This is a genomic window from Paraburkholderia heleia NBRC 101817, assembly GCF_000739775.1.
In the GTDB taxonomy this organism is placed as follows: Bacteria; Pseudomonadota; Gammaproteobacteria; order Burkholderiales; family Burkholderiaceae; genus Paraburkholderia; species Paraburkholderia heleia.
The window spans coordinates 185,251-201,611 of sequence record NZ_BBJH01000012.1 but is presented as its reverse complement, the minus strand read 5'-3'; the positions used below and the strand labels follow the sequence as shown (position 1 = coordinate 201,611).

Here is a 16,361-nt window from a genome sequence, read left to right as displayed (position 1 = left end):
CAGGGCATTTCAATGGTCAGCAATCTACCTGTACGAGAGGGAGTGGCTTGATGAAGACAGTTGCAGCAGCATGCGGCGCGTTCGCGCTGGCGGCGTTGATGATGACAGCGGGCGCGCCCGCGTTCGCGCAGACCATGCCGGGTAAGGGCAAAACGGTTAATTACGCGCAGGGCGACAGTTTCGGCGGCAACTACGTGGCGACGCAGATCGTGATGCAGGCCATGAAAAACCTCGGCTACGATGTCAAGCTGACGACGATGAACACGACGCTGTTTTTCCAGGCCGCCGCGCAGGGCGACGAGGATCTCGCGACAGATGTGAACTTTCCGCAGCGAGAACTTGCGTTCCGGGCAGTCGAGAAGGATGCGCAGATCGTCGGCACGGGGATGATCGTCGGCGGTGGCATCAACGGTTATCTGATCGACAAGAAGACCGCAGACGCTTACGGGATCACGAACCTGGCACAACTGAAGGATCCAAAGCTCGCAGGCCTGTTCGGCGCCGACGGCAAGGCGCAGCTCATCAGTTGCGATCCGGGTTGGAGCTGCGGCGACGTCGTCGACTATCAGCTGCAGCACTTCGGTTTGCAGAACACCGTGCACGCGGTGCGTGGCAAGTACGAGGCGCTGATGGTCGACGCCATTTCGCGCGTGAAGCAGGGCAAGCCGGCGTTTTTTTACGCGTGGAGTCCGTCGTGGACGGTCAACACGCTGGTGCCAGGGAAAGACGTCGTGTGGCTTCCTACGCCCGAGGCGGCGCTGCCGCCGAACGTGCCGAACACGGGCTCGTCGCTCGTCAGTGGTGTGCGGGGCTGCGCGGGCAACGCAGATCCGTGCCGGATGGCGATGGCGTCGTGGAACTGGGGCGCGGTAGGCAATCGTGCGTTCATCGCCACCAATCCGGCGGTTCGCGTGCTGGTCGAGCAGATTAAATTCCCGTCGTCGACCTGGTCGGCCTGGGAGTCGGCGATCAGTAAAAACGGCGGCTCCCAGGTCCTCGTGTCAAGGCTCGCGAACGACTGGATGGCACAGAACAAGGCGCAGTTCGATCAGTGGGTCGCGGTTGCGAGCCAGGCAAAGTAGAGATGTCGTGGTTAAGAGCGCCCGAGCATAGCGATGCCATGAACCCAGGAGATCTGCCTCGCCAGGATATCTGCGCCCTGCTCGCGCTCCAGCGCCGGCTGGCCGGCAACACGCGCGCCGAAGTCCGGTTCGATTCGGGCACGCGCGCCGCGTATGCGTCGGAAGCGTCGAACTACCGTCAGGTGCCGATCGGCATCGTCGTGCCGCGCACCATCGAGGACGTGGTGGAAACCATGCGCGCGTGCCGCGAGGCCGACGTGCCGGTGCTCACGCGCGGCGCGCATTCGGTGATGGCGGGCAAGACCGCGGAAAACATCGAGACGCTCGAAGTGCTGACTTACGACGGAGAGCAGTTCTGGGTCGGCCCGCCCGAAGACGCCGCGCTGCGCGAGCATCTCGCGGCGGGCGGCCGCCGGGCGGAAATCGTCCCGGGCCTGGTCGGTCTCGTGGAGCGATACGGCGACGTCATCCGCGAAGGCTTCCCCAAGCTCAAACGCCGCGTGTCGGGTTACAACCTCGACCAGTTGCTGCCGGAGAACGGCTTCGATATCGCGCTGCGCTGGTGGGATCGGAAGGCACCTTCGTTTCGATGCTGCGCGCGAAAACCACGCTCGTCACCAATCCCGTGCATCGCGTGATGGTGGTGTACGGCTTTCCGACAATTTTCGATGCCGCCGACTGCGTGCCGCAACTGCTGCCGTTGTCGCCGATCGCGATGGAGGGGCTCGACACGGGCATCGTCGGCGGCTTGCGCGAACGCGGTCTCGCGCTGGCGGACATCGCCGACCTGCCCGCGGGCAATGCGTGGCTGATGGTCGAATTCGGCGCGACCGACCAGGCCGTGGCCATGGAATCCGCGCAACGCGCGGCGGCGCTCGCGCCTGCGTTGCCGGGCACGCCTTCGTCGGCGCGACTCGTCGACGATGCCGCGCTCATGAAGCGTCTGTGGACGGTGCGCGAAACCGGCGCTTCGGCCACGTCCATCGGGCGACGTGTCGAAGTCCGATCCGGTCGTGGGCTGGGAAGACGCCGCCGTGGAGCCGCGCCATCTCGGTGCGTATCTGCGCGAATTCTCGACGCTTGTGGAAGCGTACGGTTACAAAACCAATTTGTACGACCACTTCGGCGATGGCTGCATTCACGCACGGATCACCTTCGATCTACGTCACGCGCAGGGCTTGAAGACGTATCGCCAAGTGGATGTGTCGAGCCCGTTCGCGTTCGGCGATCTCCGCAGGCCCGACACGTTCGCGCGCGTCTGCTGTTCGAACTGCTCAAGGGCGAAGTGATCGAGGACGGCTGGCAAAGCGAGGCCGTGAAGGATTCGCTCGATCACTGCCTCGCGTGCAAGGGCTGCCGCGGCGATTGCCCCACGCACGTGAGCGGAGTGGCAAACGCGCTCATGCGCAATCCGTCGTTCCGCAAGATGAGCGCGAAGTCAGGTCTTGCCGAGGACGTGAAGTTTCCCGTCATTGCCGCGAAGACGTTCCGCAACGGCGCGAGCGCGAAGCGTCTGCTCGCGCAGCCTGAAAGCGCGACGAGCGGAACGACGAAGCCCACGCCGGTGCTGCTGTGGACGGACACGTTCAACAACGGCTTCACACCGGACGTAATGGAAGCGCCGGTGGAAGAACAAGTCGCGCCGAAATGAAGCAATCGGCGCTCGATATCTATTGCAGAAAGGAGAACGCAGTGAATTTGGAGTTGACGCGAGGCGAACTGCTTCGACACGAAAACTTTATCGACGGCAAGTGGATCGCCGCTTCAGGTAACACCCGCTACGCGGTGACGAATCCGGCTACCCAGGCCACGCTCGCCCAGGTCGCCAACAGCGCCGCCGACGACGCGCACGCGGCCACGGACGCCGCTTCGCGCGCGCTGCCCGCGTGGCGCGACAAGTTGCCTCGCGAACGCGCGGCCGTGCTGAACCGTTGGCACGCGCTCATCCTCGCGAACACGGAGGACCTTGCGCGCCTGATTTCGCTGGAGCAGGGCAAGCCGCTCGCGGAAGCGCGCGGCGAAGTCGCGTATGGCGCGTCGTACGTTGCGTGGTTTGCCGAAGAGGCGACCAAAATCTACGGCGACATCATTGCGCAAACGCAGCGCGGCAAGCGCATGATGGCCATCAAGGAGCCGATCGGCGTAGTGGCGGCGATCACGCCCTGGAATTTCCCGCTCGCGATGATCGCGCGCAAGATCGCCCCGGCGCTCGCGGCCGGCTGCACGGTCGTCGCCAAGCCCGCCGAGGACACGCCGCTCACGGCGCTCGCTCTCGCCGCGCTGGCGCAGGAAGCGGGCGTGCCCGACGGCGTGCTCAACATGATTTCGGCGGCGCGCGACGAAGGCATTGCCGCCGTGGCCGACTGGCTCGCCGACGACCGCGTGCGCAAGATCACGTTCACGGGCTCGACGGCTGTGGGCAAGCATCTCGCGCGCGAGTCGGCGGGCACGCTCAAAAAGCTCTCGCTCGAACTGGGCGGCAACGCGCCGTTCATCGTGTTCGACGACGCCGATCTCGAAGCGGCCGTTCAGGGCCTCATGCTCGCCAAGTTCCGCAACGGCGGTCAGACGTGTGTGTGTCCGAACCGCGTCTACGTGCATGATTCGGTATACGAACAATTTGGCGAGCTGCTCGCGACGCGCGTGAGCGCGCTGCACGTGGGCCCGGCGACGGATGCGAAGGTGCAAATCGGTCCGATGATCAACGAGCGCGCCATCGACAAGATCGCGAAGCACGTGGATGACGCCGTGGCGAACGGCGCGCGGGTGCTCGCGGGCGGCAGGCGCCTTTCCGAACTCGGGCCGAACTACTACGCGCCCACCGTGCTCGCCGATGCCACTGACGCCATGGTGCTCTGCTGCGAGGAAACCTTCGGCCCGGTCGCGCCGCTGTTCCGCTTTACCGACGAAGACGAAGTGATCCGCATCGCCAACGGCACGCCGTTTGGCCTCGCCGCGTACTTCTACACCACCGACGTGCGCCGCATTGACCGCGTGGCGCGCGAGCTCGAAGCGGGCATCGTCGGTATCAACGAAGGCGCGGTGGCAAGCGAAGCGGCGCCGTTCGGCGGCGTGAAGGAATCGGGATATGGACGCGAAGGCTCGAAGTACGGTCTCGACGACTACCTGAGCATCAAGTACCTTTGCCAAGGAGGGCTTGGATAACCGACAGCGTCAGATGGCCGAAAGCGTAAAGGTGAAGCCGCCGCCGTCAGCCCTTGCGGGAACTCCGCAGCTTCCGCTTTTCAGTCACGGATCGACACGTCGTCCAGGCGACGCGGCAATTGAGCCGCCGCGATAAATGCAAGGGCGTGAATACCGCAGAGAACCAGAAACGCCCACCCATACGCGCTCGAAACCGCATGGCTAACGCCGGGTGATTTTAGCTTCCACGCCAGGAACGTCGCGCACAGCGTCGTCATCGTCGGTCCACCGAGGCGCTGGACGATGTTGAGCGAAGTTGTCGCCATCGGCAATTGCTCCCGGCGCACTGAAGCATAGGCGGCGCTCAGCGACGGCAGGCCCACGCCGCTCATGCCCAGTCCCCGTAAAAACAGAGCGGGTAGGAGAACCAGCAGATTTAGCCCGTGGGCCGCGAGGTACAGCATGGGCAGTGTAGCGACGAGTGTCAGGAGGGCACCTGCCGCAGACACGCGCCGAATGCCGAATCTGTCCGTCAGCGCGCCCATGAAGGGGTTGGTGAGCATCATGCCGATGCCAAGCGGCGCGAGCATCCAGCCCATTTTGCCGGGCGCCTGGCCACACGCCTGGATGAGAAAGGCCGGGATGAGCATCTGGCCGGCGAACATGCCGCCGTTCGATAGAAATTGCGTGATGGCTGCGGTGGAGAAGACCTTGCCCTCGAACAGCCGCAGATCGATCAGCGCATCGTCGCCCTTTCGCCGCACCGTACAGAGGAAGGCTGCCATCATCGCGACGCCGGCTGCCAGAATACCGCGTCCCGCCATGTGGTCGAGGCGCCCGGAGCCATACAGAAACATCACCAGTCCGGGCGAGAGCAACGCGAGACCGAACCAGTCCAACGTTCGCCGCGTCGTCTCATTCCGATCGTTCGGGAGGAACAGGATCACCAGCAGAAGTGCGATGCCTCCGATCGGCAGATTGACCAGAAACAGCCAGCGCCAGGACGCATATTGCAGGATGGCGCCTGCGATGATGGGACCCAGGACCGGGGCCAGCAGGACAGGAAGCGCCATATAGCCTGCTACGCGGGCCATGTGCCTGCCCGCAGCCCGAGCGATCATCATCTGCGTCATGGGCGCGAGGAGCCCGCCGCTGACGCCCTGCAGGACGCGGAACCCGATCAGCGAGGGCGCCGACCAGGCAACGCCACACAGCGCCGAGCACAGCGTAAACGCGGAGAAGCACCACAGGTAGAGCGCCTTTGCGCCGATGCGGTCGACCAGCCATCCGTTCAGCGGCAGTACCAGGGTGAGTGCCAGCAAATAGCCGCTCGTGACCCACTGGATCGTCGAAAGGCTGCTGTTGAGTTTCACCGCGAGGTTCGACAGCGAGACGTTGACGATCGTCGCGTCGAGCTGGGCGAGCAACGCCCCGAACAGAGCGACGCCGGCAATTTTCCAGACCGAGGGATCAAGCCGGTCCGTTGCAGGCGCATCCGCGGTATCAACGGCTTTTTCAGGAGGGGTTTGTGACATGGCCACCATTGAAACGGCCGAAATGCCGCGCCGAAAACAGTGAGATCAGGAATGCGCCGGCACCCAAAGCGAGGATGTCTGCCGTATCCCTCAACTGGAAATCGCCGACGCGACAGACCAGCAGGTAGCCGATAACGATATTGAAGAAACCCCAGAGCACGTTGATGCTCGATGAAGACAGGCCTTCTCCGGGTGGCTTGGCGAACGGGCTCTGAAATGGCCGTCCCATCATGCCGCTCACGACGTGCGGCACAGCGTTCGCCAGGAAGAAACCGCCGAAGAAATAAGCAAGCAGGAAAAGCCAGGACATTTCAGGTGCTCCTTTTCGAAAGGAGATTGACAATCTCCCTGGTTGTGGCCGTCTCGCCGAGTTGCGGAAAGATTCGCTCAAGGCTGTTGGCGTGCGCTTGCGCGCTGATATCCGTCATGGCGTCCACTGCGAGGGTGACGTTGAAACCAAGTTCATGGGCCTGCCGCGCGGTTGATTCCACACCCACGCTCGTCGCAACGCCGCAGATCACCACCTGGGTGACCCCGGCGGATTTGAGGTGCGCCTCGAGACCGGTGCCGGTGAACGCCCCCCAGGTTTTCTTGGATACGAGATGATCCTGCGGTTGCTGATTCAATTCCGGCAGCAGCTCAGACCAGTCCAGCGGGAGCGCGCCGCCTGCGTGATGCCGCTCAGCCCGTCCCGGCGCCGTTCCGACGACGTTCACCAGCACGACGGGAAGACCGTGCTGGCGGAAATTTGCCGCCAGATGGCAGGCGTTCTCCAGCACGTTCGTGAAGGGATGGGCAGCGGGAATCGATGCAACGATCTTCTGCAGGTCAACGACGATCAGCGCGGTTTTGAGGTCCAGTCGAGTTGCAGCCATGCAGGTATCCTAAGGAATTGAGGTTGATCTACCTCTGCACTGCACCGCCAACGGCGGTGGTATGAGCGAAGGTCAGGAATCGCCGACCTGCCGGATGATCGCGATTGCGGCGACAAGAGCCTTCAGGTCGGCGGGATCGAGTTGGCCGAGGGCTCCGACCAACCAGTTTCGCTTCATGACGCGGTGGCTTGTTCTCACCGCCACGCCAGTCTCGGTCAACACAAAAAGGATCTGGCGACGATTCGTCGGGTGGGGCTGACGCTCGATCAGCCCTTCCTGCTCAAGACTCGCCAGAATGACGCCCATCGACTGCGGCTTCATCAGTTCGGCGCGCGCCAGATCCGCGGTCGTCATGGGTCCGACTTGTTCCAGACGCGCGAGGACGCCCATCTGCGAAAGGGCCAACTCGGTCGGATTGGCTTCAGTGCGTAGTCGCCGCAGCAATCGACTGATCGCTGCCGTGAGATCCTTCGCAACAATGTCCAGGGAGGAATCGACTGTCATAGCCGCACTATATTGGATGCAAGATAAACTTGCAAGTTTATCTTTTATTGTAGTGTCGCTCTGCCGTAATACGGGATGCCGAGCGCGACATCGAAGGTCTCAACCAGGTAGCTCCGCAATCGGGCTTCGGAGTGATCCGAGAAGTCGCCCGCAGCTATTCGTCGATCACGTTCCTTGCGCACAAAAGCGCGAAAAGGTCCGATTCCTTCCGGATTGGTGTAAAACACGTCGCGATCCAGGCCGCACGCTCTTGCGATTGCGATTTTGTTAGGTAGGTCGCCTCGCCACGGCAGAGGTTGATCGTTGTCTGCGAGATTCGTAAGCGGCTGGCGCTCGATGGATTCGGCAACCTTAGTGTGAAGCTGTGTCCGGGATTGCAGGGTCAACTCCAATGACGAAAGCCATGCTGTGCTAAAGCAGTTGATATTGATGTGCAAATCCTGTCTTGAGCAGGTCGGATCCGCTTCGAACGAAAGATCAAAGTGAGCGGGATTTGGTATTCGCGTCGGATTCTGACTCAAGCTCAGTGCCTGCTGCGCATTGGACAGCTGCACCCGGTGGCCCGGTGTTCCATGCCTACTCGACGAACCACCTGATTGATCTGCAGACGAGAATCATCATGCGAGATGAGACATGCAAGTGTAAGCAACATGATCCTGTTCGGGGCTCGACTTCCTCCGGAGCGTTAGAGTCGGGCAGAACAGCGGGTTTCGATATCGCCGCCTTTCGCTCGGGAGTGCCGGAAGAATTCATCGCGCGCGACGTCTCCTGCGGGGATCGGCAAGGTTCTCAAGCGCTTGCACTATCCGCTGGACGTGATTCTGCTGTGTGTTCGCTGGTACGTGGCGTACTCGCTGAGCCTGCGCAACCTTGAAGAAGTGATGGCCGAGCGGGGAATTGAGGTCGATCACTCGAGCGTACACCGGTGGGTCATCAAGCTCGTACCCTTGTTCGAAAAGGCATTTCGGCGAATCAAGCGCCCGGCCGGCAAGAGCTGGCGCATGGACGAGACCTATGTCAAGGTCAAAGGCCACTGGAAATACTTGTACCGAGCCGTCGACAAGGAAGGCAATACCGTCGATTTCCTGTTGCGCGCCCATCGTGACAAGGCGTGCTGCACGCCGGTATTTCGAGAAGGCGATTGCCCAGTACGGCGAGCCCGAAACTGTCACTGTGGACAAGAGTGGCGCCAATCTGGCCGCGCTCGAAACGCTCAACACTGAACGCGAGACGCCGATCAGGATCCGGCAGAACAAGTATCTGAACAATATCGTCGAGCAGGATCACCGAGCCGTCAAACGCATCGTCAAGCCGATGATGGGCTTCAAGAGTTTCCGGTGCGCACGCATCATTCTGTCTGGCATTGAGTTGATGCACATGATTCGCAAAGGGCAGATGCAGGACAAGCGCGATATCAAAACTGCGGCCGAGCAGTTCTATTCGCTGATCATGTAAGCATTCCTATTCATACCGGAATGCGCGCGTCTCACTACTCTTATCGCGACATAACCCAACAAACTGCGTCACGCTGCCAGGATTGCCTTCGTGCCGCCCTGGCCACCGTAAGCCATCGCTGCTTCGATCTGCTCGTAAGCGAACGTTTCGCCGATTCGCGTGCGGTACAGCGGATCATCGATCATAGATTCGAGTGCCTGCAATGCGGCCTCCAGTCTTCCCCGATCCCTGACAGTTGCGCTTTCGAAGTTGCTGAAGCGCCGGATTGTGAGGTTCTTCATCATGACGAGCGAGGTCGGGAATGACATCCCCGACGCTGCATCCAGAAAACCGTAGCACCAGATCGACGAATTCACCGGCAACGCCGTTGCCACATCACTGAGCAGGCGGCCGCCGACGCCGTCGAACACCGCTGTCGCGCCGAGCTTTGACGAGTGCTCGGCGAGCATCGCCTCGAACCCTTCGTGCGTCACGATCACATGCTCGATACCCGCAGTATGCAATGTGTCGCGGGCCGCATTCGTGCGAACGAGGAATATTGCCGACAGCCCTTGTTGGCGGGCGAGCGCGGCTATTGCATTACCTGTTGCGGAATGCCCCGCCGTGACGACAACGCTCCGGTACCCCGCCTCGACAATCTCCTGAATGAACGCGTACGCCGTCATCGCATTGACCAGCGAACCGCTGTAATCCATTGCAGACGCATGGTCCGGCAAGACAAGGCAGTTGGTGTATGGCATCTGCGCCCACTCCGACCATAGGCCGACGCTCTCCGCACTGCGTCCGAGCGACCGGTAAACGGCGACCTGCCGGCCGATGTACCGCGAAGGTACGCCGTCTCCGACGGCGACGACCGTGCCCGCACCCGATGCGCCCCACACATCGTGCTGAACCTCAGGCAGCGCCACCCCCAGCGATGCGGGTCGCTTGAGGAACGTCTTGTCGCCATGATTGATCGCAGATGCCTTCATCTCGATCAGCACATGTCCTGCTGCCGCTTCGGTGGGGGTCGGCACTTCGCGCACTTCCAGGTCGCGCGCAGCCGTCACGCAGATCGCTTTCATCGTCCCGCTCCTCGTATCTAAAGCCCCACTTTAATCGTCCTGATTCATTGCGAAAATGGTCGGAACGGGCATACCATCTATTCCATATGGGAATTGATGGCTGGAGGTGGAAGGAATGGACCGACTCGATGCGATGCGGCTTTTTGTGAGGCTGGTCGAAAGCGGCAGCTTCACCGCCGTGGCGCGTGCCGAAGGGATGGGACAACCTGCCGTGAGCAAGCAGATCGGCACGCTGGAACGCTATCTGGGCGTGCAGTTGCTTGCACGCACTTCACGCCAGGTAAACGTGACAGAAGCCGGGCAAACGCTCTACATCTCGGCGAAAGCGCTGTTGGATGATTTCGATGCAGCAGAGTCGTCGGTCGGCGACCGGCATCAATCGCCGCGCGGCCTGATCCGTCTGAGCACGTCGCCTGCACACGGACGCCTGTGCATCACACCGCTTCTACCCGAGTTCTTCCGGCACTATCCGAACGTAGAAATCCAGATGTCGGTGTCGGAGCGTCAAGTCGACCTGATCGGCGACGGGATCGATCTCGCGGTCCGTCATGGCCGCATGCAGGACTCTTCGATGATGGCAAGGAAGCTGTGTGATTCCCCATTTGTGCTCGTCGCGAGCCGCAGTTATGTCGCTACGCACGCGGCGCTGGAGCGTCTCGACGATCTCGATGCGCACGACTGCGTGGTTTTCGCGCACGGGCGGGAGCGTCGTCCGTGGGTACTGCGGTCGGGCAATGGGAGCGTGGCCTACGTGCCACGCGGTCCGTTCATGACCGGCGACGCCGAACAGATTCGCGCGGCCATCCTGTGCGGACTCGGCATCGCACAGGTTCCCGAGTGGGTTGTCGCGCCAGAGATCGCGACCGGCGAAGTGCAGGTGCTCTTGCCGCAGCTTCAGTGCGAATCTGTTTCCACCTACCTGGTCCATCCCGCCCGTAGGCTGGTACCCATGCGTGTCAAGCTGCTGATGGACTATCTGCACGCTGCTTTCGCATCCACCGCTTGAATCGGCCATTAGCGGTACGTGTAACGTCGAACCGAACGACGCAGTTCACGCGACCGCTTCTATCGTGGGAACGACCGGTAGCGCAAGATTTGATTGTCTCTTGTGGGTCGCTTTATGCCCTTTGCATGAAGTGCGCGCCCGATACGATCGTCGCACTCGGCAGTCGGACGCCAGCAGGCCAGGAGACGTCACTCGTCACCGCAACTTCCCGGGCTTTCAAGCGGCCGCTTTGCAATCGAAAGCCAGCCGCCAACCGGATAGCAAGTTTGGGAGTATCTCGCTGCCAAGCCACGCGGGTGCCTTCGCGGGAGAACGCACGTGAAAACGGGCGGTCCGAGCCGCCCGCACGAAACACGCTCCCTGTCGCAACTACACCTGATGTCCTGCCCAAACTACCGGCCGCCGATTGATCCACGGCCGTGCGCGTTCGAGCTGCCCTGCGAGTCGCAGCAATGTATCTTCTCGGGCGAATGCTCCCGCGAACTGCATCCCGATCGGCAGCCCCGTTTCTGGATGACTTGCTAGCGGTACCGACATCGCGGGAACACCGGCGACATTGAACGGCGGAGTAAGAGGCGAATGCCGGAATACTCGCTGCGTCCATTCGAGGCCGTTCATCCATTCTGCGCCCTCGCCGTATTCTCCAATGCGGGGCGGCATTTGCGGCAGCGTCGGCGTGTGCAGCACATCGAAGTCTTCGAACCAATGCCCGATAGCACGCGTCACAACGTTGCGCATCGCCAGCGCGGCGGCAAATGCGGACGCCTTTTCTTCCTTGCCATAGCGATAACAGGCCAATGTGGCGGGCTCCAACGTCGTCTCATCGATCGGGCGTCCCGTTGCGGCAGCAAGGCCATCGATCCAGCCGACCAGCGTCGCCGTCCAGATCGTCGCGTTCATCTGCACGAAAGCGTCCCACGACACACCAAGTGACGGCCGCACTTCGAATACCGTGTGACCGAGGTCCTCCAGGAGCCGCGCCGTCGATTCCACCGCCATCGCGATTGTCGGGTCGGTTCGATCCGCGCTCCACGGATCGGTCATCATGCCGATCCTGAGTTTGCCGGGGTCGCGGTCGACCTGCGACAGGAAGCTGTGCTCCGGTGCGGCTGTCAGGTAAGGCTCGCCGATCGCCTGTCCCTGGATCGCATCGAGTAGCGCGGCGCTGTCCCGCACGCTCCGGCTCACTCCCAGTTGCACACCAAATCCTGCAAAGACTTCGTCGAGGGCTGGCCCGTTCGAGCTGCGCCCGCGCGTCGGCTTAAGTCCGAACAAGCCGTTGTAGCTTGCCGGCACCCGTATCGAGCCGGCGGCATCGGTAGCATGCGCGAGTGGGACGGCGCCAGCTGCAACTGCTGCTGCGGCGCCACCGCTCGAACCGCCGACGCTCGACTCCAGTTGCCAGGGATTGCGCGTCGCGCCCTGGAGCGTGGATTCAGTGGTCGTGCTGAACGCCATTTCGGGCGTAGTCGTGCGACCAATCGTGACGAGTCCAGCGGCGCGAAACCTCGACATAAGCCACGAATCCGCCGTCGCAACGACGCCGCTGGAGAGCCGGCTCCCGAGTTCCAGCCGCTTACCGCTCATGGCAACAGCAAGATCCTTGATCAGAAACGGTAGGCCAGCGAGTGGACCGGTGCAGTGCTCCGGGTAGTCTCCGCTATCGCTGGCCGGCCAATGCTCGATAACCGCGTTGATCGCGGGGTTGACTGCTTCGATCGCCGAACGGGCGAGTTCAGCAAGCTCTGCAGGCGTGACTTCGCGGTCTGACACGCGTTTTGCGAGCCCAATTGCATCGTGACCTGTGTATTCGCTGAGATTCATTTGCACCTCCAGGTTGAAGGCGACAAGATATTGCAGGCTCGTGCTGGAGATTAGCCAGCGAACATGGCAAGGATTGAGCCATCAGCGGCACAGTCTCTATGCTAGTCTTAAACCATCAACAAACGCTCAGTCCGGATATAGTCGTCGATGACCAGGGATCTCAACGACACGCTCGTCTTTATTCGCGTCGTGCAGTCAGGCAGCTTTACTGCGGCAGCGATCGCGTTGCAGATCCCCAAGACGACGGTCAGCCGACGAGTGCGGGAACTCGAGGCGCACCTCGGTTCGCGCCTGTTGCACCGGACCACGCGCAAACTGCGCTTGACCGAGGCGGGTACGGCTTACTTCGAGCACTGTCGCACTATCTGCAAACAGCTCGACGAGGCAGAGAACGCCGTGCAGCGCGTTCGCGGCACGCCAGCAGGCTGGCTGCGCGTGACGCTGCCGTATTCGTTCGGCGTCACGTGGATCGCGCCATTGATTGCCGGATTCTGCTCTCGCTTTCCCGATGTGCGGCTCGATATTCTGGCGACGCATGTGCCACTAGATCTTTTCGACGACGAAGTCGACGTCGCTCTGCGTCTTGGCGTCCTTCCCGATTCCAGTCTTGTGGCGCGGCGGCTCGGGACCTTTTCGACTTCGGTCTATGCGAGTCCCGCATACATTGAACGGCACGGCTCGCCAGCCGTTCCCGACGAACTCCGGCTCCATCCTTCACTCGCACTTCATCAGGCACGCACCGACAGCGGCTACACCTGGCCTCTGCGCAAGCCGGGGCGGAAGTCGACTCACTATTCCCTTGAGCCGGTGATCGTCGCCAGCGACCCCGCGCTTGTTCTTGACGCCGCGCGCGCCGGAAAGGGACTGTTGCTGGCTATGGATGCCAGCATGGCCCCCAAAGTCGAGGCAGGGCGCTTACTGAGAGTGCTCCCCGAATGGATAGGTCCACCGCAAGATCTGAATGCACTGTTCCCGCGAGAGCGGGTACTGTCGCCCAAGCTGCAAGCCTTTCTGAACTACCTCAAAACGCAATTGCGTATCGGCGATATAACGTGACAGACATCGAAAGCCTTCACGTTCGACGAGCGGCCCCTGTGCGCAAATACCAGACCTCGGAAGTTTATTCCGTTGACTGGCAGCTCCGGGCCGGTGTATGCCATTTGCATCAAAGGCCGCACCCGCGGCGATCGCCAGGCTTGGTCGTCTGGCGCTAGCCGGCCAATTTGAGTCACCCGCCAGCGTCCTTCGACCGACAGCGCTCTGGTAGGCACGCGACGATCGTGGAATCGGTTTATGCCGTTGTGTCGCTCGTCGGAGGTAAGCAAAGTCGACCCCAGACGGCTCAGCGACTCTTCGCCGACCATGGAGCATAGCCTCTGCGTGATGGTCGGCGGAAGGTCCTCTGCGCCGCCGATCTTCCGGGCAGTGTCGCACGAGCCTCGCTCGAAGAAGCCGCGGCGGCTGGTCCCGCGGTGATCAGGTCGGCCGGCTCGCTCGTGCCATATCTCAATAGCGATTTGCGCCACGATGGGCTAACCTCTGAACGGGCGGGATGATTGCAGGGCCGTGATCCTTCCGGGGAGGCGATATGAAACACCGCGGGTTTGCATGGGTTGTCGTTGGTTCCGGCTGCGTCGCAATTAGCCTGATTGCGCGAGCCGAGCCGCCCCCGGACATCTCACCAAAACTAGCAGCCATCGGACGCGTCATCGACCCTGTCGCGACGGGTGCGCTCTACGCGCCTCAGTTGAAAGCTCAGTCCTATGCCGGCGTACGTGTCACGCGAGACGCGAGCTATGGTCCGGACGAAAAGCAACGTCTCGACACGTTCGTGCCCGAAGCCGCTCCATCGTCGCCGCGCACCGTGATGATCTTCGTGCACGGCGGTGGCTATGTCCGCGGCGACAAGCATGCACCCGACACCCCGTTCTACGACAACCTCATGCTCTGGGCCGCAAATCACGGGATGATCGGAGTGAACGTGAACTATCGGCTGGCTCCTCAAAACCGCTGGCCATCGGGCGCGGAAGACGTGGGGCTCGCGGTACGCTGGGTGCAACAGAACATCGCGGCGCAAGGCGGCGCTCCATCGCGGATATTTCTCGTCGGCCATTCGTCCGGTGCGTCGCACGTAGCCAGCTATATCGCGCAGCCGCGCTTTTACGGACCACAGGGAGTCGGGTTGGCAGGCATCGCCCTGATATCGCCCGGCATCATCGATCCCGCCCGCGCGAAAGGACCGGTGCGCGACGCGTATTTCGGCGAAGACGCGAGCGTGTATGCCGAGCGGTCGTCGCTGCCCGGCATGCTGAGCACGCCGCTACCGATCATGGTGACAATGGCCGAGTTCGATCCGCCCGAAATTGAGGGTTACGCGACGCAACTGAGGGCAGCGCTATGCGATGCACAGCGCTGCCCAACGTGGACCCGCTTCGCGGGACACAATCACATGTCCGTGGTCGACTCGTTCAACACAGCCGACGATGAAGTCGGCGCGGCATTGCTCGCATTCATGCAGGCGAGCCGATAGCGCTTTACTTGTAGAGACTTGCATCAGCCCGCTCCTGCCTGCCTTTGCCTGTCTCACGGGCTTGCCTGCGGATGCAGGGCCCGCGGCGTCAGTCTTGAGACATTCAATTCTCTGAGCCTTCCATCTTACCGACAACTGGCTCTCGCTGAAGAGCCTGCCTGCCCGGAATCGGGCACGAAGCTGGCACCCGGTCCCAACAGCACGCAGCGCGTCTCCTTGATGCCTTGTCCGACGTGGCAACCGGACAGACGTCTATTTTCGTCGCCGCGCCTGCGGCTGATTGATTTCAGGCGTGACCAGCACAAACGGCCGAAATCCGCAACACAGTCGACATTCAGTGGCGCTTAACGAGCGACCGAGACGGGTCGGGTCGCGTCAGCCCCGTCCTTCAGCTCATCGCCGAAAAGCGGCCGATGGGATTTGGCTTCTCGAAAGCGGCCTGTCGTCAGCGCGCACTCACGACACACAAGGGACCTTCAGCGTTCCCGGAAGCGGACATCGATTAGTGCAACTCGAGACGAATTGTTGACCAAAAATTTCTGTCTGAACATACTCGCCCTCCTGCTTAAGCGGAGAACGACGTGATGAGCGTCCCCATCGATTTGCCACCTCAGGAAATTTCAACGGCGCGCCTTAAACTTACGCCGGCTTGTGAACAGTTCGTGCACGAGTTGCGGGAATACTGCATCGAAAATCGCGCTCATTTGCAGCCTTGGGAGCCCCTTCGAGCCGACGGCTTTTTCGAAGCAGAATCAGTCGCGGAACGGCTTTCCGTGATGGCGCATAACAACGCATCCGGACATGCGGTGCATTTTTTGTTGATCCTGGCGGAAACTGGAGAAATGGTGGGTGAAAGCAACTTCACCAACATCGTGCGCGGTCCCTTCCAGGCATGTCACCTTGGTTTCTCGGTTGCAAAGCGGTTTGAAGGGCGCGGTCTGATACACGAAGCATTGACGCCTGCAATCTCCTATATTTTCGAGCAAGTCGGATTGCACAGAGTAATGGCGAACTTCAGGCCCGAAAATGTTCGCAGCGCAAAGCTATTGGAACGGCTAGGGTTCGAGCGCGAAGGGCTGGCTCGGTCCTATCTAAGAATCAATGGGGTATGGGCCGACCACGTGCTTACATCGCTGGTCAACGAAATTGGAGCACATTGAACCGACCTTGCAGTGTTGATGCCGGCATGACCGGTCCCACCGAAAAATCCCAAGAGGCTCTTTCATCTAGCCTTTGAGTCGTAACGCCATTGTCACATCGTCAACGGAGCGTCCAAAAATCCGGAATCTGTCATTCCTTCGCCCCACTTCTTCAAAGCCCAAAGATAGGTAAAGGCAGATAG

The 16,361-nt window shown here is 61.4% G+C and carries 16 protein-coding genes; 9 read left to right on the top strand and 7 right to left on the bottom strand.

The genetic code is table 11. From position 1 onward, the window contains the following. Positions 1–50 precede the first annotated feature (50 nt). Genes proX through BHE01S_RS12955 form a run of 4 tightly spaced genes read left to right on the top strand, consistent with a single transcriptional unit; the run spans position 51 to position 4,247 of the window. Positions 51–1,082 carry a glycine betaine/L-proline ABC transporter substrate-binding protein ProX gene (gene proX / locus BHE01S_RS12965; protein WP_042264466.1) on the top strand — a complete coding sequence of 344 codons (1,032 nt, stop codon included), beginning with the start codon at positions 51–53 and terminating at the stop codon, positions 1,080–1,082. A gap of 38 nt (positions 1,083–1,120) precedes the next feature. Then, positions 1,121–1,720: an FAD-binding oxidoreductase gene (locus BHE01S_RS39075; RefSeq protein WP_052405897.1), complete on the top strand. Its 600-nt coding sequence runs from the start codon at positions 1,121–1,123 to the stop codon at positions 1,718–1,720. Further along, complete coding sequence (locus BHE01S_RS39980) at positions 1,672–2,733, top strand: FAD-linked oxidase C-terminal domain-containing protein (RefSeq protein ID WP_052405894.1); 1,062 nt, start codon at positions 1,672–1,674, stop codon at positions 2,731–2,733. Before BHE01S_RS39075 ends, BHE01S_RS39980 begins: the two co-directional genes overlap by 49 nt. 41 nt (positions 2,734–2,774) lie before the next feature. Then, the gene (locus BHE01S_RS12955) at positions 2,775–4,247 is read left to right on the top strand and encodes an NAD-dependent succinate-semialdehyde dehydrogenase (RefSeq protein WP_042264603.1); all 1,473 of its coding nucleotides are present in this window, start codon (positions 2,775–2,777) and stop codon (positions 4,245–4,247) included. Between the two features lie 80 nt (positions 4,248–4,327). On the opposite strand, the gene BHE01S_RS12950 is transcribed toward BHE01S_RS12955, so the two are convergent. The 5 genes from BHE01S_RS12950 to BHE01S_RS37765 all read right to left on the bottom strand — a co-directional run bounded on the left by BHE01S_RS12950 (position 4,328) and on the right by BHE01S_RS37765 (position 7,694). After that, positions 4,328–5,770 carry a DHA2 family efflux MFS transporter permease subunit gene (locus BHE01S_RS12950; protein WP_407669509.1) on the bottom strand — a complete coding sequence of 481 codons (1,443 nt, stop codon included), beginning with the start codon at positions 5,768–5,770 and terminating at the stop codon, positions 4,328–4,330. Continuing rightward, positions 5,742–6,071, bottom strand: a complete 330-nt coding sequence (locus tag BHE01S_RS12945; RefSeq protein ID WP_042264459.1) for a hypothetical protein — start codon at positions 6,069–6,071, stop codon at positions 5,742–5,744. Before BHE01S_RS12945 ends, BHE01S_RS12950 begins: the two co-directional genes overlap by 29 nt. Position 6,072: 1 nt before the next feature. Next, positions 6,073–6,636, bottom strand: a complete 564-nt coding sequence (locus tag BHE01S_RS12940) for a cysteine hydrolase (protein WP_042264456.1) — start codon at positions 6,634–6,636, stop codon at positions 6,073–6,075. 72 nt (positions 6,637–6,708) lie between these two features. Further along, positions 6,709–7,140: a MarR family winged helix-turn-helix transcriptional regulator gene (locus BHE01S_RS12935; RefSeq protein ID WP_042264454.1), complete on the bottom strand. Its 432-nt coding sequence runs from the start codon at positions 7,138–7,140 to the stop codon at positions 6,709–6,711. A gap of 44 nt (positions 7,141–7,184) precedes the next feature. Next, entirely contained in the window at positions 7,185–7,694 is a 510-nt protein-coding gene (locus tag BHE01S_RS37765) for a hypothetical protein (RefSeq protein ID WP_167337682.1), read from the bottom strand. A gap of 222 nt (positions 7,695–7,916) precedes the next feature. Here BHE01S_RS37765 and BHE01S_RS12930 point away from each other — a divergent pair. After that, positions 7,917–8,595 (top strand): IS6 family transposase gene (locus BHE01S_RS12930; RefSeq protein ID WP_407669512.1). Its coding sequence is split into 2 segments (ribosomal slippage): positions 7,917–8,249 and positions 8,251–8,595, totalling 678 coding nucleotides; the frame shifts between segments, so codons are not numbered across the junction. A gap of 68 nt (positions 8,596–8,663) precedes the next feature. Here the strand turns inward: BHE01S_RS12930 and BHE01S_RS12925 are convergent. Next, positions 8,664–9,659: a zinc-binding dehydrogenase gene (locus BHE01S_RS12925; RefSeq protein WP_042264452.1), complete on the bottom strand. Its 996-nt coding sequence runs from the start codon at positions 9,657–9,659 to the stop codon at positions 8,664–8,666. A 115-nt stretch (positions 9,660–9,774) separates the two neighbouring features. Between BHE01S_RS12925 and BHE01S_RS12920 the strand changes: the two genes are divergently transcribed. Further along, the gene (locus BHE01S_RS12920) at positions 9,775–10,665 is read left to right on the top strand and encodes a LysR family transcriptional regulator (protein WP_042264449.1); all 891 of its coding nucleotides are present in this window, start codon (positions 9,775–9,777) and stop codon (positions 10,663–10,665) included. A gap of 369 nt (positions 10,666–11,034) precedes the next feature. Here BHE01S_RS12920 and BHE01S_RS12915 read toward each other — a convergent pair whose 3' ends face one another. After that, on the bottom strand, positions 11,035–12,489 hold the full coding sequence (locus tag BHE01S_RS12915) for an amidase (protein WP_042264447.1): 1,455 nt from the start codon (positions 12,487–12,489) through the stop codon (positions 11,035–11,037). A gap of 147 nt (positions 12,490–12,636) precedes the next feature. On the opposite strand from BHE01S_RS12915, the gene BHE01S_RS12910 reads away from it, so the two are divergent. The 3 genes from BHE01S_RS12910 to BHE01S_RS12900 all read left to right on the top strand — a co-directional run bounded on the left by BHE01S_RS12910 (position 12,637) and on the right by BHE01S_RS12900 (position 16,179). Beyond that, positions 12,637–13,545 (top strand): LysR family transcriptional regulator, encoded by a 909-nt coding sequence (locus BHE01S_RS12910; protein ID WP_042264444.1) that lies wholly within the window; start codon positions 12,637–12,639, stop codon positions 13,543–13,545. Between the two features lie 691 nt (positions 13,546–14,236). Next, on the top strand, positions 14,237–15,019 hold the full coding sequence (locus BHE01S_RS12905; RefSeq protein WP_245639728.1) for an alpha/beta hydrolase: 783 nt from the start codon (positions 14,237–14,239) through the stop codon (positions 15,017–15,019). A gap of 584 nt (positions 15,020–15,603) precedes the next feature. Beyond that, entirely contained in the window at positions 15,604–16,179 is a 576-nt protein-coding gene (locus tag BHE01S_RS12900; RefSeq protein WP_052405892.1) for a GNAT family N-acetyltransferase, read from the top strand. Positions 16,180–16,361 lie beyond the last annotated feature (182 nt).

Excerpts from the sequence above, each read along its gene's own strand:
- proX (WP_042264466.1), top strand. The coding sequence starts at position 51 with ATGAAGACAGTTGCAGCAGCATGCGGCGCGTTCGCGCTGGCGGCGTTG.
- BHE01S_RS39075 (WP_052405897.1), top strand. The coding sequence starts at position 1,121 with ATGAACCCAGGAGATCTGCCTCGCCAGGATATCTGCGCCCTGCTCGCG.
- BHE01S_RS39980 (WP_052405894.1), top strand. The coding sequence starts at position 1,672 with ATGCTGCGCGCGAAAACCACGCTCGTCACCAATCCCGTGCATCGCGTG.
- BHE01S_RS12950 (WP_407669509.1), bottom strand. The coding sequence starts at position 5,770 with ATGGTGGCCATGTCACAAACCCCTCCTGAAAAAGCCGTTGATACCGCG.
- BHE01S_RS12945 (WP_042264459.1), bottom strand. The coding sequence starts at position 6,071 with ATGTCCTGGCTTTTCCTGCTTGCTTATTTCTTCGGCGGTTTCTTCCTG.
- BHE01S_RS12940 (WP_042264456.1), bottom strand. The coding sequence starts at position 6,636 with ATGGCTGCAACTCGACTGGACCTCAAAACCGCGCTGATCGTCGTTGAC.
- BHE01S_RS12935 (WP_042264454.1), bottom strand. The coding sequence starts at position 7,140 with ATGACAGTCGATTCCTCCCTGGACATTGTTGCGAAGGATCTCACGGCA.
- BHE01S_RS12925 (WP_042264452.1), bottom strand. The coding sequence starts at position 9,659 with ATGAAAGCGATCTGCGTGACGGCTGCGCGCGACCTGGAAGTGCGCGAA.
- BHE01S_RS12920 (WP_042264449.1), top strand. The coding sequence starts at position 9,775 with ATGGACCGACTCGATGCGATGCGGCTTTTTGTGAGGCTGGTCGAAAGC.
- BHE01S_RS12915 (WP_042264447.1), bottom strand. The coding sequence starts at position 12,489 with ATGAATCTCAGCGAATACACAGGTCACGATGCAATTGGGCTCGCAAAA.
- BHE01S_RS12910 (WP_042264444.1), top strand. The coding sequence starts at position 12,637 with ATGACCAGGGATCTCAACGACACGCTCGTCTTTATTCGCGTCGTGCAG.
- BHE01S_RS12900 (WP_052405892.1), top strand. The coding sequence starts at position 15,604 with ATGAGCGTCCCCATCGATTTGCCACCTCAGGAAATTTCAACGGCGCGC.